This is a genomic window from Pseudomonas sp. A-RE-22, assembly GCF_019956035.1.
In the GTDB taxonomy this organism is placed as follows: Bacteria; Pseudomonadota; Gammaproteobacteria; order Pseudomonadales; family Pseudomonadaceae; genus Aquipseudomonas; species Aquipseudomonas brassicacearum.
Map to the genome: position 1 here is coordinate 360,762 of NZ_JAHBCZ010000011.1, position 17,598 is coordinate 378,359.

Here is a 17,598-nt window from a genome sequence, read left to right on the forward strand (position 1 = left end):
CTTAGTCAGCCACCGAATATTTTTGAAATTTATTCGTGTGATGCAGGGCATTCAGCGGATGGATGCAGCTCACAGGTGCGCCTGGGCCCACTGACGAACTTCAGCGTATGGATACGCCTCCAGTGCGGCATATCCGCGGATTTTCCGCGCCTTCAATCGGGTGAACAGCGGCATGCCGATCCCGCACAGGAAGCGGGTGAGGCGCTCGGCAGACGGCACGCTGCCGCTGTGCTGCTCATGCTTGTGGATAAAGTCGCTACACAGCGCCTCGAAGTTTTTATCCACAAGCGGCGGCAACGCCGGCGGCTCCGGCAGGCGAGCGATATGCCCATGGCACACCGAGCAATGACCGCACTCGCGTGGCGCATTGTCATCGCCGAAATACTGCGCCAGGCGATAACCCAGGCAACGGTCGGTGGCGAACAACTCGAGCATGGCGTGGATCCGCGCGATTTCACCTTGCTCGTGCCGGGTGAAATAGGCGTGTAGCTCGGAGCTCAAGACCTGCGTATCCAGGCCCCCTTCCAGCACGCTGTACACCTCGGTCATCTGTTTGCTTTCCAGCTCGATCCAGCCTTTTTCCTGGAAATAATCCAGCGCCTTGACCACGCGATTACGCTCAGCGTGATATTGCTGGTACATCCCGTCGAAATTCACCGTGGCCCAGGCCCGGGCGCGACTGGAGGTCTGGATGATGGCCGAGACGAAGTCCCTTCGCTCGCCTTCGAAGCGCTCCAGCAATTGTTGTGGCTCAGTCAGGAACTTGAAGCGGTACTCCGCGAAATAGGCATAGCGCGGCGCGATCAGCCGACGTAGCTCCAACTGGACCAGCAACGTCTTGAGTGGCAACTGCCGGATGTTGCTCTGGTCCGCCAGAGGTCCCAGCAAGAACTCCCATTGCCCATCGGGAGCGGCGGCCTGCAGCTCATCGAGCACGCAACGAATGCCTGCAAGCTCCGGTGTATCGCCATACACAAAGTTTTCCAGCACGTTGAGACTGTCGCGGTTGGCCAGCACCAGGCAATCGGAAGGCTGCCCGTCCCGACCGGCGCGGCCGATCTCCTGGCTGTAGTTTTCGATGGACTTGGGCAGGTCGAAATGCACGACGTTGCGAATGTCACTCTTGTCGATGCCCATGCCAAAAGCGATGGTCGCGACGATGCAATTGGATTGCCCGCCCATGAACCGTCGCTGGATATCTTCGCGTTGTTCATGGGGCAAACCGGCGTGATAGGCCTCGGCCTCGATCCCGTGCCGGCCCAGGTGTTCGGCGATCTGCTCGGCGGTTCGCTGCAAGGTCACGTAGACGATGCTCGGCTGCCCGGAACGTTCGCCCAGCCACTGCACCAGCCGTGCGCGCTTGTCGGCTCCCAGCACGGGCTCGACCAGCAGATTGAGGTTCGAGCGGTAGAAACCGGTTGTCACCACATCCACGGCGGCGATGGCGAATTTCGCCTGCATGTCGGCGATGACCTTGGGTGTCGCGGTGGCCGTCAGCAGCAAGACCTGAGGAATATTGAACTCACGCTGGTAATCGGGAAGCTTGAGGTAGTCAGGTCGAAAGTTATGCCCCCATTCCGAAATACAGTGGGCCTCGTCCACCACCAGCAACGAGATCGGCACCTGCTTCAAGAAGTTGCGAAAGCGCTCGTTCTTCAGGCGCTCCACAGAAATCATCAGGATCTTCAACTCACCCGAACGGGCTCGTGCCATGGCGTCGTTGGCTTCATCACGACCCTGGGCCGAATCGATACTCGCCGCCGCAATGCCGTGGCGCTTGAGGAACGCCAACTGGTCCTGCATCAGCGCCAGCAGTGGCGAGACCACCAGGGTCAGATGAGGCAATAGCAGGGCCGGCAATTGATAACACAAGGACTTGCCCGAGCCGGTGGGAAAAATGGCCGCTGCCGACCGACCGGCCAGCACGGCGCCGATGGCCGTCTCCTGACCGGGACGAAACTGTGGATAACCGAAAACCTGTTCCAGGGTGCTGTGCATGCGCGGTCGCTCCTTTGACTGCTGCGATGCCCAAAGCCTAGCGGGACAACGCGGTGAGTCGAGAAAAGGTCGGGGTCGAATCGATACGGGATGATACAGCCTGAATGGCCGTGACGCTGATCGACTCGGGAGTCAACGCACGCGCGGAGACGTTTGATAGCTGACAGTTTGAGCTTGGTGTTCAGTCATAAGACGTTAAATAAAGATCCAGTCCTTGAGGAAGAACCAATGATGCCAACCGCTCGATTTCAAGCACTTGCTTTGCTGAAAGCCTGAAGTCCGCACCAATATGATCATTACTACCTGCCCATTGCATCACGGGCTTCAAGTCCTCCACCGACAAGCTGATGCTCTGCTCAAATACCAGCTCATCCTTACCAGGATAAAAACCCAACACCCCAAAACTCATGGCTCTACCTTCCTTGTCTTATCCGCTTTTTTGGTCTGTTCGCCCGTGATGTGATTGAACTCACCCAAATGGTTTCCACGCGAGTTGTACTTTTCAAGGGCGCCATGCTGCCGGTCCCATTCATAAATATTGCCTTTCCGGTCGTGCCAACGTGGACGTAATCCTCCACCTCCTTGTACGGGAGTTTTTGACCGACCGCGAACAAGATCAGGAAAAGCAGGAATTACACCTTTCGGGGTCGGGTGATATTTGTGATCAGAAATGCTGAGCACGATATACAACGGCGAAACCCCAGAATCCGCCGGAAACACAAGAATGAAATCCTTGTACTGCGGCGGATAAATCGGGTTGACGATGATGCTGTCCGCCGCAGGCGTTGGCGGAAAAATCCAGATGTGCGGAGCCTGTGGCGCAGCCTCCAGCGCCGGGATGCCCAGCGTCGTAGAAGGATCGACCGCAGGCGTCCAGATCAATTCGACCCCATCGCCAAAGTCCGCCACTTGCTGCGCGCCGCGGGCCTGGAACGTCACCACAGGAATCATTTCCCACTCACGTCGCGTCTGGGTGTTGTAGCCGTATCCCTTGAGCGTGCCATCGACCTGGGTTTCGACATGCAAACGAACCCGCGTACGGGCCTGCTCCTGGGAGCGCAATTGCTCTTCGGTGTACAACGAACCGTCACCCAGGTTCGAGGGCATCAGCAACCCCACCAGACCGATCAGTGCACCCGCCGCCACAGGAGCACTGACCGCGCCAGCAGCCTCGGCAGCAGCACCAAGGGAGACCGGCATCGTCCACCCCAAGGCAAACGTACCGAAGCTTGCCGGTAACGACCCACTGATACTCTTAAGCTGAATTCGCCCTGACTCGTCAGCTTGACGGCCACCCAACAAGGTAAATTGGCCGTACTCCCTCAGGGCTTCAGTCGGGATGTAGCCGCTCGGGTTGTGGTAGTCAATCACCGAATCAGGCAGCTTGCAGGACTTGGCAAATACACAGCCCGTCACGTCGGAAGTGATGCTTCTCGGACCTGGGCCAGACGCTCGTTCATGTACGCCGTCTGCCTGGCGAGCATGGCCTCATAGGCGTGTTGATCGGCATCTCTTCTTGCCAGTTCGCTGGGGGCCATATCCCGCAGGATCCTGTAGCCCCGATCACCACCGTAATGCTCCCAGACCTGCGGGACACTGGCCTTTCCTTTCGTCATGCTTCGTCCTTGCTCGATCGCCATTGCCCCCATTTAAAGGGCGTAGCGAACCTTACCGGGCGACTAAAGGTTTACTCAGCAGACGGTTCCGAGACTGCTGTGAGATCTTTCTTCTTTTCCAACGGGCAACGATTTCCCCCTAAACTTTCCCTTCAGACGGACGCACGCCAACCTCCCGGAACCTCGACATGTACCTCGCCCCAGACTTCCCCGACGATCACGCCATGCGCCAGCTCATGGAACTGCTCCACGAAGAGATCGGCCTGCCTGAACGCAAGACGATCCGCCTGGACACCGCGATCAATCTCGACCTGGGTTGTGATGGCGCGGATGCCCGGCATCTGATGGAGGCCTTGGAAGAACGGTTCGCCATCGAGCTCATCGACTACGACGCCTACCGCTATTTTCAGCCTGAAGGATTTGATGTGTTTCAAAAGCGCAGGGCCAAGGGCCGTGGGAACAAGACGCCACTGACCATCGGCATGCTCTATAAGGCGATCAAGGCGCAACGATGGGATACGCGGGAAGTGGAAGAGGCCTAGTTGATCGGGGCGCCTCAAATAGTCGCCCATAAAAAAACCGCCCATGAAGGGCGGCTTTTTTATTCGCTAACCAAGCCTTACAGCTGCGGACCCGCCGCCTTGATCGCGTCGCTCACGTCGAACTTCTTGAAGTTCTCGGTGAACAGACCGGCCAATGCCTTGGCCGCTTCGTCGTAGGCAGCTTTGTCGGCCCAAGTGTTGCGTGGGTTCAACAGGCCAGTCTCGACGCCTGGAACAGCCAGCGGCACGTCCAGGTTGATGATGTCCAGGTGTTCGGTTTCAGCACCGATCAGCGCGCCGCTCTGGATCGCTGCGATCACCGCACGGGTGGTCGGGATATTGAAACGCTTGCCGACGCCGTAGCCGCCGCCGGTCCAGCCGGTATTGACCAGGTAGACCTTGGAGCCGAAACCGCGGATGCGCTTGATCAGCAGCTCAGCGTATTCACCAGCCGGACGCGGGAAGAACGGGGCACCGAAGCAGGTGGAGAAGGTCGACTTGATGCCGCTGCCGGAACCCATTTCAGTCGAGCCCACCAGTGCGGTGTAGCCGGACAGGAAGTGGTAGGCGGCTTGTTCTTCGCTGAGGATCGACACAGGCGGCAGTACACCGGTCAGGTCGCAGGTCAGGAAGATCACGGCGTTTGGCTCGCCACCGAGGTTTTTCGGTGCGCGTTTTTCGATCAGCTCACGCGGGTAAGCGGCGCGGCTGTTCTGGGTCAGGCTGTCGTCGGCGTAGTCGGCTTTCTTGGTGACCGGGTCCAGGACGACGTTTTCCAGTACGGCGCCGTGCTGGATGGCTTTCCAGATAACTGGCTCGTTCTTCTCGGACAGGTCGATGCACTTGGCGTAGCAGCCGCCTTCGATGTTGAAGACCACACCCACGCCCCAGCCGTGCTCGTCGTCACCGATCAGATAACGGCTCTCGTCAGCGGACAGGGTGGTCTTGCCAGTGCCCGACAGACCGAAGAACAGGGTCACATCGCCCTCTTCGCCCATGTTCGCGGCACAGTGCATCGGCAGCACGTCAACGGCCGGCAGCAGGAAGTTCTGCACGGAGAACAGGGCTTTCTTCATTTCACCGGCGTAGCGCATACCGGCGATCAGCACTTTCTTGGCCGCGAAGTTGATGATCACGGTGCCGTCGGAGTTGGTGCCGTCGCGCTCAGGCTCGCAGACGAAGTTCGGCGCGTTGATGATCTGCCATTCATCCTTGCCGCCGGCGTTGTATTGCTCGGGGTTGATGAACAGGCAACGGCCAAACAGGTTGTGCCACGCGGTCTCGGTGGTCATCTTGACTGGCAGGTAGTGCGCAGGATCGGAGCCTACATGCACGTGGGATACGAAACGCTCGCGCTCGCCCAGGTAGGCTTCGACGCGGTTCCACAGGGCATCGAACTTGTCGGCCGGGAACTTGCGGTTGATCGGGCCCCAGGCGATGGCGTCCTGGGTGGTTGGCTCTTCCACGATGAAACGGTCGACTGGCGAGCGACCGGTACGATGACCGGTACGAACAACCAGCGCGCCAGTATCGGCAAGCTCGCCTTCACCGCGATTCAGGGCTTCTTTGACCAGATCATCGACACTCAGATCGGTGTACACGGCGTTATTGGCTTGCGTCATGAGATTCCCCGTCGGCCCGTGGCCGAGTGCTCCAAACGTTTTGTAGTAGGAAGTCGCGCACTACTACCCGAAAAAAGTGGGCCGGATTATGCCAGAAAACCCCAAAAAGAGTAGGGCCCTCCCGTCAGTACGGCGTAAATCCGGCGTTTACCAGGAGATTTACCTGCGCTGAATCGTTTTAGTGACGAGTATCTGACGGTGTGTCGACACCCGCACCGGCGAACAATTGCGCGATGTCCGCCGCGTCGAACAGGTAGCGCTCGTTGCAAAACTGGCAATCGATCTCGATGGCACCGCCATGCTCGATCACCAGTTGCTGCGCATCTTCCAGACCCAGACTGACCAGCGCATTGGCGGAACGTTCACGAGAGCAACTGCATTGGAAGCGCAACGGCTGTCCATCGAACAAGCGTACCTGCTCCTCGTGATAGAGGCGATGCAGCACGGTTTCGTTGTCCAGGCTCAACAGCTCATCGGCGCTCAAGGTGCTGGCCAGAGCGTTGATGTGCTGCCAACTGGCATCACGTTCTTCCGCGTCGCGAAGGCGATCGGCAGGCAGTTGTTGCAGCAGCAAACCGCGGGCACGCCGCCCGTCGGCGTAGAGCCAGAAGCGGGTATTGGTCTGCTGGGACATGACGAAGTAGTTGGTGAAGCAATCGGCCAGGGTTGCCCCGTCCAGATCGACAATTCCCTGGTAACGCTGGCCTTGGGTCGGATCGACCGTGAGGGCCAGCACGCCATTGGGCATCATATCGGCCAGCGTTGCGTCAGGCCCGATCTGCTCGGCGTCATAACGGGCCAGGCCACGGATTTCGCGCTCACTGGAGCACTCGATCATCAGCAACGGTACCGGACCATCGGAACGCGCCTGGAGAATCAGCAAGCCATCGAACTTCAAGGTGCCCACCAACAACGCCGCAGCCGCCATCAGCTCTCCGAGCAGTTGTGCGACCGGCTCCGGATAGGCGTGCTTGGCGAGGACTTCGGCGTAGCTACGCTCCAACGCCACCAGTTCGCCACGGGCGTCGCTGTCATCGAAGATGAAACGTTGGGTGTAGTCGGTATCCGGTAAATCAGTCATAGGGTCTGGTATCTGAGGTGATGACAAATGATGGCGGGCATTTTATGGGCATTCAGGGTGGGTTCCAAGCAAGGCTTGGGTTTGCCTGGCCGGAAGGTGCTGACACCTCATCTGAATGTGTAGGCTGACACATTGTGGCGAGGGAGCTTGCTCCCTCGTCACGGGTACTCTGACTTCAAATGGCCAGTACTTTATTCGCTATTGCTGCCATGAAACTTGAACAGGTCCCGGCGTTGCTTCTTGCTCGGCTTGCCGTCGGTGCTGACCCCCAGGGCGCCGGCCTTGCGTTGCGCGGCGGCGGTTTCACGCTTGGCGACGCTGGCTTCGGTTTCGCGATACAGCGCCTGGGCTTCAGGGGCGCCGCGACGTACGATCGACAAGGCTTCGACCACCACAGTCTTTTCATCGAAGCCGGTGCGGATGACAAATTCATCGCCAACGCGTGGCTCTTTTCCCGGCTTGCAACGTTCTCCGCGGTGATGAACCTTGCCGCTTTCGATGGCGGTCTTGGCCAGCGCCCGCGTCTTGTAGAATCGCGCCGCCCACAACCATTTATCGAGACGGACCTTGTCGTCCTCTTCCTTTTTTTGTGCCACTGCCATTCCTCTTTTCTGCCAATAGCCGGAACTGTACTACCGTTTTTGTCGGGCGCACGAATCCGGCCCGACGGATAGAATGCCCGCCAGATCGCCTCCACATGCATGGCTTGGCTCGAAATCGGTTACAAGCACAAACAAGCGCGTAGATAACTGTCGCCATTTTGTGATTATTCTGCGTGAATACCGCGATTCGCGGAGTCCACGATCCGATGTACTGATCGCAGGTTTTTTTATTGAAGACTTTTGACCATTTGACCGTTGTCGGTCTGCGCGAGTGGGTGGCGCTCCCGGATCTGGGAGTCGTGGGCCTGCGGGCAAAAATCGACACCGGCGCCAGCACCTCCAGCCTGCATGCCACCGACATCGAGCCATTCGAGCGCGATGGCGAAAAGTGGGTGCGCTTCACTGCGCACCTCGGTACGGTCGTGCAATTGCGCCACCGCCGCTGCGAAGCCCCGCTGGTGACCCGCAAGACAATAAAAAGCTCCAACGGCCACGCTCAGGTCCGCTACGTGATCAGCACCACGTTGGCACTGGGTGATCGGATCTGGCGGGTGGAGTTCACACTTGCTTGCCGCAAGTCCATGCGATACCGCCTGTTACTGGGTTCCAAAGCCTTGATCGACGGCCAACTGGTGGTCAATCCGGGTATCAAATACGTTCAAGACAAGCCGGCATTCCCGGTGTCCACTACCTCTGCCACAGGTGTTGCATGAAGATCGCTGTGCTGTCGCGTAATCCGCGTCTGTATTCCACTCGTCGTCTGGTTGAAGCCGGGACCGAACGAGGCCATGAAATGGTGGTGATCGATACCCTGCGCGCCTACATGAACATCGCCAGCCACAAGCCGCAGATCCATTACCGTGGCAAGCCGCTGGAAGGGTTCGATGCGGTGATCCCGCGCATCGGCGCATCGGTGACGTTCTATGGCTGCGCCGTGTTGCGTCAGTTCGAAATGATGGGGGTGTTTCCCCTCAACGAGTCGGTGGCCATCGCCCGCTCCCGGGACAAGCTGCGCTCGCTGCAGTTGTTGTCACGGCGCGGGATCGGCCTGCCGGTAACCGGTTTTGCCCACTCCCCCGACGACATTCCCGACCTGATTGCGATGGTCAACGGCGCACCGCTGGTGATCAAGGTGCTGGAAGGCACCCAGGGCATCGGCGTGGTCTTGTGTGAAACCGCGACGGCGGCGGAATCGGTGATCGAGGCGTTCATGGGCCTTAAGCAGAACATCATGGTCCAGGAGTACATCAAGGAAGCCGGTGGCGCGGACATTCGCTGCTTCGTGGTCGGCGACAAGGTGATTGCCTCGATGAAACGCCAGGCCAAGCCCGGAGAGTTCCGCTCCAACCTGCATCGCGGCGGCAGTGCCAGCCTGATAAAGATCACCCCGGAAGAACGCATGACCGCCCTGCGGGCCGCGAAAGTCATGGGCCTGGCCGTGGCGGGCGTGGACATCCTGCGCTCCAACCACGGACCGCTGGTGATGGAAGTCAACTCCTCGCCAGGCCTGGAAGGGATCGAAACCACCACGAGCAAGAACGTGGCCGGGATCATCATCGAGCATTTGGAAAAGAATGGCGGGCCGAACATGACCCGGACCAAGGGCAAGGGCTGACGCAGAACAACAAATGTGGGGGCGAGCTTGCTCGCGATAGCGGTGTGTCTGTCAGCATCGATGTGACTGGTATATCGCCATCGCGAGCAAGCTCGCTCCCACAGGTCCTTCCACAGGTATCAGCCAAACGAAGACCGCTACACCGCATCCCGAGGCAGCATCAAGCCCAATGGCAAGCGCACCCGAGCTTCCAGCCCGCCACCGACACGATTTCGCAGTTCGACGTTGCCGCCGTGCATCGAAGCGATGCGCTTGACGATAGCCAGGCCCAGCCCCGTGCCCTTCCCGCCCCGGGCGCGATCACCGCGAGTGAAGGGGTTGAAAATGGCTTCCAGCTCAGAAGGATCGATGCCGGCGCCACGGTCCATGACGCTCAGCACCACGTAAGGCGCGCTGGTGTCACCGGAGACATAAGCCGCGACTTCAACGCCGGTGCCAGCATGGTTCAGCGCATTGCCGATCAGGTTGTTCAGCAAACGCTTCATCGACACCCGGCGCAACGGGAACGGCTGGATCGGCTCCAGGCGCAGGTGCACTTTCTCATCGTTCTGGTTATAGGGCGCGGCCACCTCCCGCACCAATTCACTTAGGTCCACCTCTTCCACAGACTCGTCACGACCGTCGCGAATGAACGCCAGGAACTGGTCGAGAATCGCGTCCATGTCCTCGATGTCGCGGACCATCTCGTCGGTCAGGTCGGTGTGCTCGCCCATCAACTCCAGCGACAACCGCAGCCGGGTCAGCGGCGTGCGCAGGTCATGGGAGACACCAGCGAGCATCAACTCACGCTCGCGCCCGGCCTGTTCGACATCCTCGGCCATCTGATTGAAGGCACGGTAGACCTCGGTCATCTCGCTGGGTGTATCGCTGATGGGCAGCCGCACGCTGCGCCCCTGGCCCAATTGACGGGCAGCGTAGACCAGACGCTTCAAAGGTTGGTTGAGCTGGCTGACGAAGATCCACGCCGACGCCGTCGACAGCAGGCCGATGGCCAGGAACCAGCCGAGCACGTTCCAGATTTTCTGGCCGCGCAGCGGATGCGGGTACAACGGCACTTTCAGCCAGCCATCCCCCAGGCTCGGGGCTCGCACCCACAGCGCCGGCGGCGAGTGCATGCGCAATCGCACCTCGGTATCGGCACCCAGTTCGGCCTGCATCTGGCGTTGATAGATCTCACTGTAGGGCCAGTGCTGCTCGCCCTCCGGCACGCCGGCACCGACAACGCGGATCAGCGTCGCCGCCTCGGCAATTTTCGCCCGGTTGGTTTCGTCCGCCGCCCAGTAAGCCCGCAGGGTCAAGGCAACACCGTGACTGTACTGCCGGTCCACGAGAACGTCTTCGTTCATCAGCAGGTACACAAGCGTCAGTGCCTTGGAGAAGAGCACGACGATCAGCACCAGCCAGAGGGTGCGGGAGAAGAAACTCTGGGGGAACCAAACGGGGGTTTTCATGAATAACCGCTACACACTTGCAGGAGCGAGCGATGCTCGCACAATGACAGACCGCGAGTCGCCTGGAAGAAGACCTTTCAACCGGCCAGGCCACCCGCTCCTACAAATCGCCGATCACTTGCTGGCGGCGCCATCCGGTACGAACACGTACCCCACGCCCCAGACGGTCTGGATATACCGCGGCTTGGAAGGATCGGGTTCGATCATCCGGCGCAGACGGGAAATCTGCACGTCGATGGAGCGCTCCAGCGCATCCCATTCACGACCACGGGCCAGGTTCATCAGTTTGTCTCGGGTCAGCGGCTGGCGGGCGTTCATCACCAAGGCCTTGAGCACGGCGAACTCGCCGGTGGTGAGCATGTGGACCTCATCGCCGCGCTTGAGCTCGCGAGTGGCCAGGGACAGCTCATAGTCGCCGAAGGTCACGCTTTCATCTTCGCTGCCCGGCGCGCCAGGTACCGGTGCCGACTGACGACGCAGCACCGCCTTGACGCGGGCCATCAGTTCGTCGGGGTTGAACGGCTTGGCCAGGTAATCGTCGGCGCCCAGTTCCAGGCCCTTGATACGGCTCAGCTCGTCGCCCTTGGCGGTGAGCATGATGATCGGGATCTGGTTGTTGGCGCCACGCAGGCGGCGGCAGGCTGTCAGGCCGTCTTCACCAGGCAGCATCAGGTCGAGCACCACCAGGTTGAAAACTTCACGGGCCAGCAGTCGATCCATTTGCTCGGTGTTCGGTACGGTGCGGGCGCGGTAGCCCTTGCTGACGAAAAAGCGTTCCAGCAAGCTGCTCAGCCCCGGATCGTCGTCAACAATAAGAATTTTTTCGCCTTCAGCAGTTTGTGCAGTGCTGCTCATAGGAAGCTCCTTTGATCTCGGCGCGCATTATGGCCTAGCTGCCGTTATACGCACCGTGTGCATTGTTAGCAGATTTTTCCTCCATCACCACAAATCCGGGTATCAAGCCTACAGACCATGTCCCCCCCTCAGGACGGAACGCTGGTTATAATGCGCGGCCTTTTGTGCCAGGGAATGCCGGATCGTGACCCGGCGTGCCATTTTTTTCCCCTTGGCCAGGCAGCACTTTTTGAATTTCGCGGGTCAACAGGCAGCCTTTTGACCCAGGCAGCGGCGCATGCCAGGCCGCTCAACCAGTCTCGCCGAGCCCTGCTTCTGCGGCGGCGAGCCTGATTTCACAATTTGTCAGGTGGTTTTATGGACAGCATCAACAGCCGCATCGCCGAGGAACTCGGTGTACGCCCACAACAGGTCGAAGCGGCCGTCGCGCTACTCGATGAAGGCTCCACGGTGCCTTTCATCGCCCGTTACCGGAAAGAAGTGACCGGCAGCCTCGATGACACCCAATTGCGGCATCTGGAAGAACGCCTGCGCTACCTGCGAGAACTCGACGAACGGCGCATCAGCATCCTGGCCAGCATCCAGGAGCAGGGCAAGCTGACCCCGCAACTTGAGCGCGACATCAAGCTGGCCGACACCAAGACCCGCCTCGAAGACTTGTACCTGCCCTACAAGCAAAAGCGCCGCACCAAGGGCCAGATCGCCCTGGAAGCCGGCCTCGGCGAGCTGGCCGACGGCCTGTTCAACGATCCGACCCTGGCCCCGGAAGCCGAAGCCGCGCGCTTCGTCGATGCCGAAAAAGGCGTGGCGGATGTAAAAGCGGCGCTGGAAGGCGCCAAGTACATCCTCATGGAGCGTTTCGCCGAAGACGCCAACCTGCTGGAAAAACTGCGTAGCTATCTCAAGCAGGAAGCTACCCTCAGCGCCCGGGTGATCGCCGGCAAGGAAGAGGAAGGCGCGAAGTTCCGCGACTACTTCGAACACGACGAACCGCTCAAGAGCATGCCGTCCCACCGCGCCCTGGCGATTTTCCGTGGTCGCAACGAAGGCATCCTCAGCTCCGCACTGAAAGTCGGTGAAGAATTGCCCGGCACCATGCACCCATGCGAAGGCATGATCGGCCAGCAGTTCGGCATCCAGAACCAGAATCGCGCCGCCGACAAATGGCTGGCCGAGGTGGTGCGCTGGACCTGGAAGGTCAAGCTCTACACCCACCTGGAAACCGACCTGCTGGGCGAGTTGCGCGATAACGCCGAGACCGAGGCAATCAACGTATTCGCCCACAACCTGCATGACCTGCTGCTGGCCGCACCGGCCGGCCCACGCGCCACCCTGGGCCTGGACCCGGGCCTGCGCACCGGTTGCAAGGTGGCCGTGGTGGATTCCACCGGCAAGCTGCTGGACCACGCCACGGTCTACCCGCACGTGCCGCACAACAAGTGGGACCAGACCCTCGCCGTGCTCGCCGCCCTGTGCGCCAAGCATTCGGTGGACCTGATCGCCATCGGCAACGGCACCGCCAGCCGCGAGACCGACAAGCTGGCTGCCGAGCTGATCAAGAAATACCCAGCCATGAAGATGACCAAGGTCATGGTTTCCGAGGCAGGCGCTTCGGTTTACTCGGCGTCGGAACTGGCCTCCAAGGAATTCCCGGACCTGGACGTGTCGATCCGAGGCGCGGTGTCCATCGCCCGTCGCCTGCAGGATCCACTGGCGGAACTGGTGAAGATCGACCCGAAATCCATCGGTGTCGGCCAGTACCAGCACGATGTTTCCCAGTTGAAACTGGCGCGCGGCCTGGACGCGGTGGTGGAGGATTGCGTGAACGCCGTGGGCGTTGACGTGAACACCGCTTCGGTGGCGCTGTTGGCACGTATCTCCGGCCTGAACGCCACCCTGGCGCAGAACATCGTCACCCACCGTGACGAACACGGCGCGTTCAAGACCCGCGCCGCGTTGAAGAAAGTCCCGCGCCTGGGTGAAAAGACCTTCGAACAGGCCGCCGGCTTCCTGCGGGTGATGAACGGCGATAACCCGCTGGACTCCTCCGCCGTCCACCCTGAAGCCTACCCGCTGGTGCAACGCATCGCCGCCCAGACCGACCGCGACATCCGTTCGCTGATCGGTGACGCCGGGTTCCTCAAGCGCCTGGATCCGAAGAAATTCACCGACGAAACCTTCGGCCTGCCCACCGTCACCGACATCCTCCAGGAACTGGAGAAACCGGGCCGCGACCCGCGCCCCGAGTTCAAGACCGCCGAGTTCCAGGACGGCGTCGAAGACCTAAAGGACCTGCAGCCGGGCATGATCCTCGAAGGCGTGGTGACCAACGTCACCAACTTCGGTGCCTTCGTCGACATCGGCGTGCACCAGGACGGTCTGGTGCATATCTCGGCCTTGTCCGAGAAGTTCATCAAGGACCCGCGCGAAGCGGTGAAAGCCGGTGATGTGGTGAAAGTGAAGGTCATGGAAGTCGACATCCCGCGCAAACGCGTCGGCCTGTCGATGCGCATGAGCGACACACCGGGCGAGAAAGTCGACGGTGCCCGTGGTGCGCGTCCCGGCTCGACGCCACGCCAGTCGCAAAACACCGCGCCACGCAAGGAAACCGCCACCGCGGCCCCGGCGAACAACGCCATGGCCTCGTTGTTCGCCAACGCCAAGCAGTTGAAGAAACGCTGATGGACGTGCCAGCCGAGTTGGTGGAGAGCGCGTTTTTCAAGCTGCTCGGCTGCCGTCTGCACAGCCTTGGGGACGGGGTGGCGCAAGTCGCCCTGAGCCTTGAGCCGCCGCTGCGCAATCGCGGCGGCAAGCTGCACGGCGGCGCGCTGTTCAGCCTGGTGGACATCGCCATGGGACTGGCCTGCTCCAGTGTCCATGGCTTTGACCAGCAGAGCGCGACCATCGAATGCAAGATCAACTACATTCGCGCAGTGTCCGACGGCGACGTGTTGTGCACCGCTCGGGTCATCCACCCCGGTCGGCGCACGCTGGTGGTCGAGGCCGAGGTGATGCAAGGCGACAAACTGGTCGCAAAAGCGCAAGGCACGTTCGCTGTCCTATAGCTCCCTGTCATCGATTTGAGTTAATTTCGACGCCATGAATGCCGCGCCGAAACCCCTTGTGGGAGCGAGCCTGCTCGCGATAGCGGTGGACCAGTCAATATAAAAGTTGACTGACAGACCGCTATCGCGAGCAGGCTCGCTCCCACAGGGGGTGTGATGATTGTCTTTGGCAGCATGAAAACCAGGCGAAAACGCCAGTTTTAACTTCACCCTTGTAGACCGTCTTGCCCACCCCCATATTGGGGCGACTGACGCGTGAAGGAATTCAACTTGAGCGACCTTTTAAACCGCCGCCTGGCCCTGCTCGGCGAGCGCGCCAACCTCTCCCTGCTCGAACAGTGCCTGCACGGCATCGAGCGTGAATGCCTGCGCGTCACCGGCGATGGGCACTTGGCGCAGACCCCGCATCCCAAGGCCCTGGGTTCGGCGTTGACCAACGAACAGATCACTACCGACTATTCCGAGTCGCTGCTGGAGTTCATCACGCCAGCCCTGGCCAACCCGGCCGATACCCTGCGCAGCCTCGACAAGATCCACCGGTTCGCCTACAGCAAACTGGGTGACGAGTACCTGTGGAGCCCTTCGATGCCGTGCCCACTGCCGGCGGAAGAGGACATCCCGATCGCGTATTACGGCACCTCGAACATCGGTCGGCTCAAGTACGTCTATCGCAAGGGGCTGGCCCTGCGCTACGGCAAGACCATGCAATGCATTGCCGGGATCCACTACAACTTTTCCCTGCCGGAAAAGCTCTGGCCCCTGCTCCGGCAGGCCGAAGGCGTCGAGGCCAGCGACCGTGATTTCCAGTCGTCGGCCTACATCGCGCTGATCCGCAATTTCCGCCGCTACAGCTGGTTGCTGATGTACCTGTTCGGTGCCTCGCCGGCCCTGGACGCCGGTTTCCTGCGCGGTCGCCCGCACCAGTTGGAACAACTGGACCCGGACACCCTGTACCTGCCCTACGCCACCAGCCTGCGCATGAGCGACCTGGGTTACCAGAGCAACGCCCAGGCCGGCCTCACGCCTTGCTACAACGACCTGGCCAGCTACACCGACAGCCTGCGCAAAGCGGTGGCGACGCCTTATGCGCCGTACGTCGAGGTCGGCACTCACCAGAACGGCGAGTGGGTGCAGCTCAACACCAACATCCTGCAGATCGAAAACGAGTACTACTCCAACATCCGCCCCAAACGCGTGACCTACACCGGCGAGCGGCCGATCCAGGCCTTGATGGCCCGGGGTATCCAGTACGTCGAAGTGCGTTGCCTGGACATCAACCCGTTCCTGCCGATGGGCATCGATCTCACCGAGTCGCGGTTCCTCGATGCGTTCCTGCTGTATTGCGGCCTCAATGACAGCCCGCAGCTGGAAAACAACGAATGCGGCAACGCCACGAGCAACTTCCTTACCGTGGTCAAGGAAGGCCGCAAGCCTGGCCTGCAATTGCAGCGCCAGGGTCAATCGGTGGACATGCAGGCCTGGGCCGTCGAATTGCTGGAAAAAATCGCACCGTTGGCCTCGCTGCTCGACCAGAGTCAAGGTGGCGATGCCCACCGCCAGGCGCTGGACGCGCAATTGGCGAAAGTCCGCGACCCGTCCCTGACGCCCTCCGCCCAGGTGCTGGCCGCCATGGCCGAACATCAGGAAGGCTTTGCCCAGTTCTCCTTGCGCCAAAGCAAGGCCCACGCCGAGTTCTTCCGCGCCGAGCCTTTGCCCGCCCAGGAACAGACTGCATTCGAGGAAACCGCCCGAGAATCCCTGGTTCAGCAAACTGAGCTGGAGCAGAACGAGGTGGGGGATTTCGACGTGTTCGTGGGTTCGTATCAGGCGAGCATCCTGGCGATCAGTAACTGATCCCTCTTTGACGAGGACGCTTCGCTGGACTGCACTGTAGGAGCTGCCGAAGGCTCGGGCCGCGTTCGGACGATCTTTTGATCTTTCGCTTGGGACTCAAGCGTCTGGGAAAGATCGCAGCCTCGCTTCGCTCGACAGCACCTACAGGCCCAGCGGGAGCAAGCTCCCTCGCCACAAAAGTTTCAAGCCGTTCTCAATAGATTTTTTCGAAAATAAGCTCATTCGAAAAAGTTATTTATTTTCCAATTCTTAGATCATTTAGTCTCCTCCAACGCCGAACATCCGGCGGCCTGTTGAGGAGCTTTCCCATGTCTTTGAGTTTCCCCCTTCGCCTTCTCGCGGCCGCTTCCCTGGCTGCAACGAGTCTTTTTGCCCAGGCGGCCGACCTGACCGTCGCTTACCAGACCACCGTCGACCCGGCCAAAGTCGCCCAGGCCGATGGTGCCTACGAAAAAGCCACCCAGGCCAAGATCGACTGGCGCAAGTTCGACAACGGCGCCGATGTCATCACCGCCATCGCCTCGGGCGACGTGCAGATCGGCTACCTCGGCTCCAGTCCGTTGACCGCAGCCATCACCCGCAAGGTCCCGGTGGAAACCTTCCTCATCGCCACCCAGATCGGCGCCGCCGAAGCCTTGGTGGTTCGTGACGGTTCGGGCATCAACTCCCCGCAAGACCTGATCGGCAAGAAAATCGCCGTGCCATTCGTGTCCACCGGGCACTACAGCCTGCTCGCCGCGTTGAAGCACTGGAATATCGACCCGTCGAAAGTCACCGTACTCAACCTGGCGCCACCGGCCATCATTGCCGCCTGGAAGCGCGGCGACATCGACGCCACCTACGTCTGGGACCCGGCCCTGGGCGTGGCCAAGGAAAACGGCAAGGTCCTGATCACCTCCGCGGAACTGGCCAAGTTCGGCGCCCCGACCTTCGACGCCTGGATAGTGCGCAAGGACTTCGCCCAGAAGCATCCTGAAATTGTCACCGCCTTCGCCAAAGTGACCCTGGATGCCTACGCCCAGTACCGCAAGGACCCACAAGCCTGGCTGGCCGATACGTCCAACGTCGACAAACTGGTGAAGCTCTCCGGCGCCAAGGCCAGCGATATCCCGCTGTTGCTGCAAGGCAACGTCTTTCCGCTGGCGGCCGATCAGGTCGTGAGCCTCGGCGCACCGACCACCCAAGCCATCACCGACACCGCAGCGTTCCTCAAGGAGCAAGGCAAGGTCGAAGCCGTGCTGCCGGACTACGCGCCTTACGTCAGCGCCAAATACATCACTCGTTGAGCAGGAAAAGG

The 17,598-nt window shown here is 60.4% G+C and carries 14 protein-coding genes and 1 pseudogene; 7 read left to right on the forward strand and 8 right to left on the reverse strand.

The features are described from left to right. Positions 1–69: 69 nt before the first annotated feature. The 3 genes and pseudogenes from KGA89_RS07910 to KGA89_RS07920 all read right to left on the reverse strand — a co-directional run bounded on the left by KGA89_RS07910 (position 70) and on the right by KGA89_RS07920 (position 3,614). A complete protein-coding gene (locus tag KGA89_RS07910; RefSeq protein WP_223471139.1) occupies positions 70–1,998 on the reverse strand; it encodes an ATP-dependent DNA helicase RecQ in 1,929 nt (642 codons plus the stop codon). 181 nt (positions 1,999–2,179) lie between these two features. Beyond that, positions 2,180–2,407: a hypothetical protein gene (locus KGA89_RS07915; protein WP_003196709.1), complete on the reverse strand. Its 228-nt coding sequence runs from the start codon at positions 2,405–2,407 to the stop codon at positions 2,180–2,182. Beyond that, positions 2,404–3,614, reverse strand: a pseudogene (locus tag KGA89_RS07920) (colicin E3/pyocin S6 family cytotoxin). The gene KGA89_RS07915 and the pseudogene KGA89_RS07920 overlap by 4 nt, the downstream one beginning before the upstream one ends. 188 nt (positions 3,615–3,802) lie before the next feature. Here KGA89_RS07920 and KGA89_RS07925 point away from each other — a divergent pair. Beyond that, complete coding sequence (locus tag KGA89_RS07925; protein ID WP_003196705.1) at positions 3,803–4,156, forward strand: DUF1493 family protein; 354 nt, start codon at positions 3,803–3,805, stop codon at positions 4,154–4,156. A gap of 77 nt (positions 4,157–4,233) precedes the next feature. Here KGA89_RS07925 and KGA89_RS07930 read toward each other — a convergent pair whose 3' ends face one another. The 3 genes from KGA89_RS07930 to KGA89_RS07940 all read right to left on the reverse strand — a co-directional run bounded on the left by KGA89_RS07930 (position 4,234) and on the right by KGA89_RS07940 (position 7,455). Then, on the reverse strand, positions 4,234–5,778 hold the full coding sequence (locus KGA89_RS07930; RefSeq protein ID WP_027911793.1) for a phosphoenolpyruvate carboxykinase: 1,545 nt from the start codon (positions 5,776–5,778) through the stop codon (positions 4,234–4,236). A gap of 178 nt (positions 5,779–5,956) precedes the next feature. Beyond that, positions 5,957–6,859 (reverse strand): Hsp33 family molecular chaperone HslO, encoded by a 903-nt coding sequence (gene hslO / locus KGA89_RS07935; protein WP_223471141.1) that lies wholly within the window; start codon positions 6,857–6,859, stop codon positions 5,957–5,959. A gap of 191 nt (positions 6,860–7,050) precedes the next feature. Continuing rightward, positions 7,051–7,455: an RNA-binding S4 domain-containing protein gene (locus tag KGA89_RS07940; RefSeq protein WP_223471143.1), complete on the reverse strand. Its 405-nt coding sequence runs from the start codon at positions 7,453–7,455 to the stop codon at positions 7,051–7,053. A 254-nt stretch (positions 7,456–7,709) separates the two neighbouring features. Between KGA89_RS07940 and KGA89_RS07945 the strand changes: the two genes are divergently transcribed. Further along, a complete protein-coding gene (locus KGA89_RS07945) occupies positions 7,710–8,174 on the forward strand; it encodes an ATP-dependent zinc protease (protein WP_223471195.1) in 465 nt (154 codons plus the stop codon). Then, positions 8,171–9,076, forward strand: a complete 906-nt coding sequence (rimK, locus tag KGA89_RS07950; RefSeq protein WP_003196697.1) for a 30S ribosomal protein S6--L-glutamate ligase — start codon at positions 8,171–8,173, stop codon at positions 9,074–9,076. The genes KGA89_RS07945 and rimK overlap by 4 nt, the downstream gene beginning before the upstream one ends. A gap of 137 nt (positions 9,077–9,213) precedes the next feature. On the opposite strand, the gene KGA89_RS07955 is transcribed toward rimK, so the two are convergent. Both KGA89_RS07955 and ompR read right to left on the reverse strand, forming a co-directional pair. After that, a complete protein-coding gene (locus KGA89_RS07955; protein WP_003196694.1) occupies positions 9,214–10,527 on the reverse strand; it encodes an ATP-binding protein in 1,314 nt (437 codons plus the stop codon). 114 nt (positions 10,528–10,641) lie between these two features. Next, positions 10,642–11,382, reverse strand: a complete 741-nt coding sequence (gene ompR / locus KGA89_RS07960; RefSeq protein WP_003196691.1) for a two-component system response regulator OmpR — start codon at positions 11,380–11,382, stop codon at positions 10,642–10,644. A gap of 357 nt (positions 11,383–11,739) precedes the next feature. Here ompR and KGA89_RS07965 point away from each other — a divergent pair, with 357 nt between their 5' ends. From KGA89_RS07965 to tauA, 4 genes are all read left to right on the forward strand, one after another. Next, positions 11,740–14,064 carry a Tex family protein gene (locus KGA89_RS07965; RefSeq protein ID WP_003196689.1) on the forward strand — a complete coding sequence of 775 codons (2,325 nt, stop codon included), beginning with the start codon at positions 11,740–11,742 and terminating at the stop codon, positions 14,062–14,064. After that, positions 14,064–14,447 carry a PaaI family thioesterase gene (locus KGA89_RS07970; RefSeq protein ID WP_003196688.1) on the forward strand — a complete coding sequence of 128 codons (384 nt, stop codon included), beginning with the start codon at positions 14,064–14,066 and terminating at the stop codon, positions 14,445–14,447. Before KGA89_RS07965 ends, KGA89_RS07970 begins: the two co-directional genes overlap by 1 nt. A 270-nt stretch (positions 14,448–14,717) precedes the next feature. Beyond that, the gene (gene gshA, locus KGA89_RS07975; RefSeq protein WP_223471145.1) at positions 14,718–16,301 is read left to right on the forward strand and encodes a glutamate--cysteine ligase; all 1,584 of its coding nucleotides are present in this window, start codon (positions 14,718–14,720) and stop codon (positions 16,299–16,301) included. 308 nt (positions 16,302–16,609) lie between these two features. Beyond that, a complete protein-coding gene (tauA, locus tag KGA89_RS07980; RefSeq protein ID WP_003196684.1) occupies positions 16,610–17,587 on the forward strand; it encodes a taurine ABC transporter substrate-binding protein in 978 nt (325 codons plus the stop codon). Positions 17,588–17,598: the final 11 nt, after the last annotated feature.

What these genes read in the sequence shown, in the direction of transcription:
- KGA89_RS07910 (WP_223471139.1), bottom strand. Translation starts at nt 1,998, where the DNA reads ATGCACAGCACCCTGGAACAGGTTTTCGGTTATCCACAGTTTCGTCCC.
- KGA89_RS07915 (WP_003196709.1), bottom strand. Translation starts at nt 2,407, where the DNA reads ATGAGTTTTGGGGTGTTGGGTTTTTATCCTGGTAAGGATGAGCTGGTA.
- KGA89_RS07925 (WP_003196705.1), top strand. Translation starts at nt 3,803, where the DNA reads ATGTACCTCGCCCCAGACTTCCCCGACGATCACGCCATGCGCCAGCTC.
- KGA89_RS07930 (WP_027911793.1), bottom strand. Translation starts at nt 5,778, where the DNA reads ATGACGCAAGCCAATAACGCCGTGTACACCGATCTGAGTGTCGATGAT.
- hslO (WP_223471141.1), bottom strand. Translation starts at nt 6,859, where the DNA reads ATGACTGATTTACCGGATACCGACTACACCCAACGTTTCATCTTCGAT.
- rimK (WP_003196697.1), top strand. Translation starts at nt 8,171, where the DNA reads ATGAAGATCGCTGTGCTGTCGCGTAATCCGCGTCTGTATTCCACTCGT.
- KGA89_RS07955 (WP_003196694.1), bottom strand. Translation starts at nt 10,527, where the DNA reads ATGAAAACCCCCGTTTGGTTCCCCCAGAGTTTCTTCTCCCGCACCCTC.
- ompR (WP_003196691.1), bottom strand. Translation starts at nt 11,382, where the DNA reads ATGAGCAGCACTGCACAAACTGCTGAAGGCGAAAAAATTCTTATTGTT.
- KGA89_RS07965 (WP_003196689.1), top strand. Translation starts at nt 11,740, where the DNA reads ATGGACAGCATCAACAGCCGCATCGCCGAGGAACTCGGTGTACGCCCA.
- KGA89_RS07970 (WP_003196688.1), top strand. Translation starts at nt 14,064, where the DNA reads ATGGACGTGCCAGCCGAGTTGGTGGAGAGCGCGTTTTTCAAGCTGCTC.
- tauA (WP_003196684.1), top strand. Translation starts at nt 16,610, where the DNA reads ATGTCTTTGAGTTTCCCCCTTCGCCTTCTCGCGGCCGCTTCCCTGGCT.